The following is a 2,696-nucleotide window of genomic DNA, read 5'->3' on the forward strand; positions in this document are numbered from 1 at the left end:
GGTCCGGGGAGTCGGGTGAGGGCGAAGGCGTAGGCGGGGTCGGTGATGGTGGTGTCGTGGATGACGATGTCTTCGGGTGGGGTGGTGGCGGTGTCGCGGACTTCGAGGCCGAAGGCGTGGGGTGGGTGGACGAGGCAGTGTTGGTTGTTGTGGCCGAAGGTGATGGGTTGGCCGTGGTGTAGGGGGATGAGGTGGTCGTCGCGGGTGTCGGGGTTTTTGAGTTGGTCGAAGGCGCCGTCGTTGAAGATGTTGCAGTTTTGGTAGATCTCGACGAAGGCGGAGCCTTGGTGTTGGGCGGCGGCGCGGAGGACTGTTTGGAGGTGTTTGCGGTCGGAGTCGATGGTGCGGGCGACGAAGGTGGCTTCGGCGCCGAGGGCGAGGGAGAGGGGGTTGAAGGGGGCGTCGGCGGAGCCGGTGGGGGTGGATTTGGTGATTTTGCCGGTTTCGCTGGTGGGGGAGTACTGGCCTTTGGTGAGGCCGTAGATGCGGTTGTTGAAGAGGAGGATTTTGAGGTTGACGTTGCGGCGTAGGGCGTGGATGAGGTGGTTGCCGCCGATGGAGAGGGCGTCGCCGTCGCCGGTGACGACCCAGACGGACAGGTCGGGTCGGGTGACGGACAGTCCGGTGGCGATGGCGGGGGCGCGGCCGTGGATGGAGTGCATGCCGTAGGTGTTCATGTAGTAGGGGAAGCGGGAGGAGCAGCCGATGCCGGAGATGAAGACGGTGTTCTCGCGGGGGATGTGCAGTTCGGGCATGAATTGTTGGATGGCGGCGAGGATGGCGTAGTCGCCGCAGCCGGGGCACCAGCGGACTTCCTGGTCGGATTTGAAGTCTTTGGTGGTGAGTTTCACCGTGACGGGTTCAGGCATTTTTGAGGACCTCTTCCAGCGTCGTCTCCAGTTCGGCGGCGGTGAAGGGTAGGCCGCGGACCTGGTTGTAGGCGATCGCGTCGATCAGGTAGCGGGCGCGGATGACCTGGGCGAGTTGGCCGAGGTTCATCTCGGGGATGACGACCCGGTCGTAGGCGGTCAGGACCTGGCCGAGGTTCGCCGGGAGGGGGTTGAGGTGGCGTAGGTGGGCTTGGGCGATGGGCAGGCCGCGGTGGCGCAGGGTGCGGCAGGCGGCGCCGATGGGGCCGTAGGTGGAGCCCCAGCCGAGGACGAGGACGCGGGCGTCGCCGTCGGGGTCGTCGACCTCGAGGTCGGGCACGGGGATGGCCTGGATGCGGGCGGCGCGGGTGCGGACCATGTAGTCGTGGTTGGTGGGGTCGTAGGAGATGTCGCCGGTCTTGTCGGCTTTCTCCAGGCCGCCGATGCGGTGTTCCAGTCCGGGGGTGCCGGGGATCGCCCAGGGGCGGGCGAGGGTGTCGGGGTCGCGGAGGTAGGGCAGGAACGTGACGCCGTCGTCGTGGTTGGGTGCGGTGGCGAAGGAGACGCGTAGGTCGGGCAGGGAATCGACGTCGGGCAGGAGCCAGGGTTCGGAGCCGTTGGCGACGTAGTTGTCCGACAGCAGGATCACCGGGGTGCGGTAGGTCACGGCGATACGGGCGGCTTCGAGGGCGGCGTGGAAGCAGTCCGAGGGGGACTTCGCGGCGATGACCGCGACGGGGGCTTCACCGTGGCGGCCGTGTAGGGCCATGTTCAGGTCGGCCTGTTCGGTTTTCGTGGGTAGCCCCGTCGACGGGCCGGCGCGTTGCACGTCCACGACGACCAGGGGAAGTTCCAGGGCGACGGCGAGGGAGATCGTCTCGGATTTCAGGGCGACCCCGGGGCCGCTGGTCGTGGTGACCCCGAGGGCACCGCCGTAGGAGGCGCCCAACGCGGCGCCGACCGCGGCGATCTCGTCTTCGGCCTGCATGGTGACCACGCCGAGTTTCTTGTGTTTGCTCAGTTCGTGGAGGATGTCGGAGGCGGGGGTGATCGGGTACGCGCCGAGGAACACCGGCAACCCGGAACGGACCCCCGCGGCGACCAACCCCAACGACAGGGCGGCGTTACCGGTGATGTTGCGGTAGGTACCCGGCAGCATCCTGGCGGGTTTCACCTCGTAGCGCACCGAGAACGAATCAGTGGTCTCGCCGTAGTTCCACCCCGCCCGGAACGCGGCGATGTTCGCCGCGACGAGATCCGGACGCTTCGCGAACTTCCGCTCCAGGAACCGCAACGTCGAGTCGTACGGGCGGGAGTACATCCACGACAACAACCCCAACGCGAACATGTTCTTCGCCCGCTCGGCGTCCTTCTTCGACACCTGCAACTCCGCCAGAGCACCGACCGTCATCGACGTCAACGCCACCGGATGCACCACGAACCCCGCCAGAGAGTCATCCTCCAGAGGACTCACCGCGTAACCGACCTTGACCAGGTTCCGCCTGGTGAACTCATCGGTGTTCACGATGATGTCCGCACCCCGACGCAGATCCGCCAGATTCGCCTTCAACGCCGCCGGATTCATCGCCACCAGGACGTTCGGCGCGTCCCCCGGCGTCAGAATGTCGTAATCAGCGAAATGCACCTGGAAACTCGACACCCCCGGCAACGTCCCCGCCGGCGCCCGAATCTCCGCCGGGAAATTCGGCAACGTCGAAATATCATTACCCAACTGCGCCGTCTCCGAGGTGAACCTGTCCCCCGTCAACTGCATCCCATCACCCGAGTCACCCGCAAACCGGATCACCACCCGGTCCAACTGACGGA

General features: G+C 66.2%; 2 protein-coding genes. Both read right to left on the reverse strand.

Annotated features, from left to right (window positions below; genetic code table 11):
* The coding region (locus AC0AIB_RS30865; RefSeq protein WP_465098025.1) for a 2-oxoacid:ferredoxin oxidoreductase subunit beta at positions 1-869 on the reverse strand (869 nt) is incomplete at its 3' end.
* Positions 862-2,696, reverse strand: a 1,835-nt coding sequence (locus AC0AIB_RS30870) for a 2-oxoacid:acceptor oxidoreductase subunit alpha (protein WP_465098026.1), incomplete at its 5' end; no start/stop codon positions are given. The genes AC0AIB_RS30865 and AC0AIB_RS30870, both read right to left, overlap by 8 nt.

It is taken from the genome of Micromonospora sp. DSM 43699 (genome assembly GCF_055517075.1).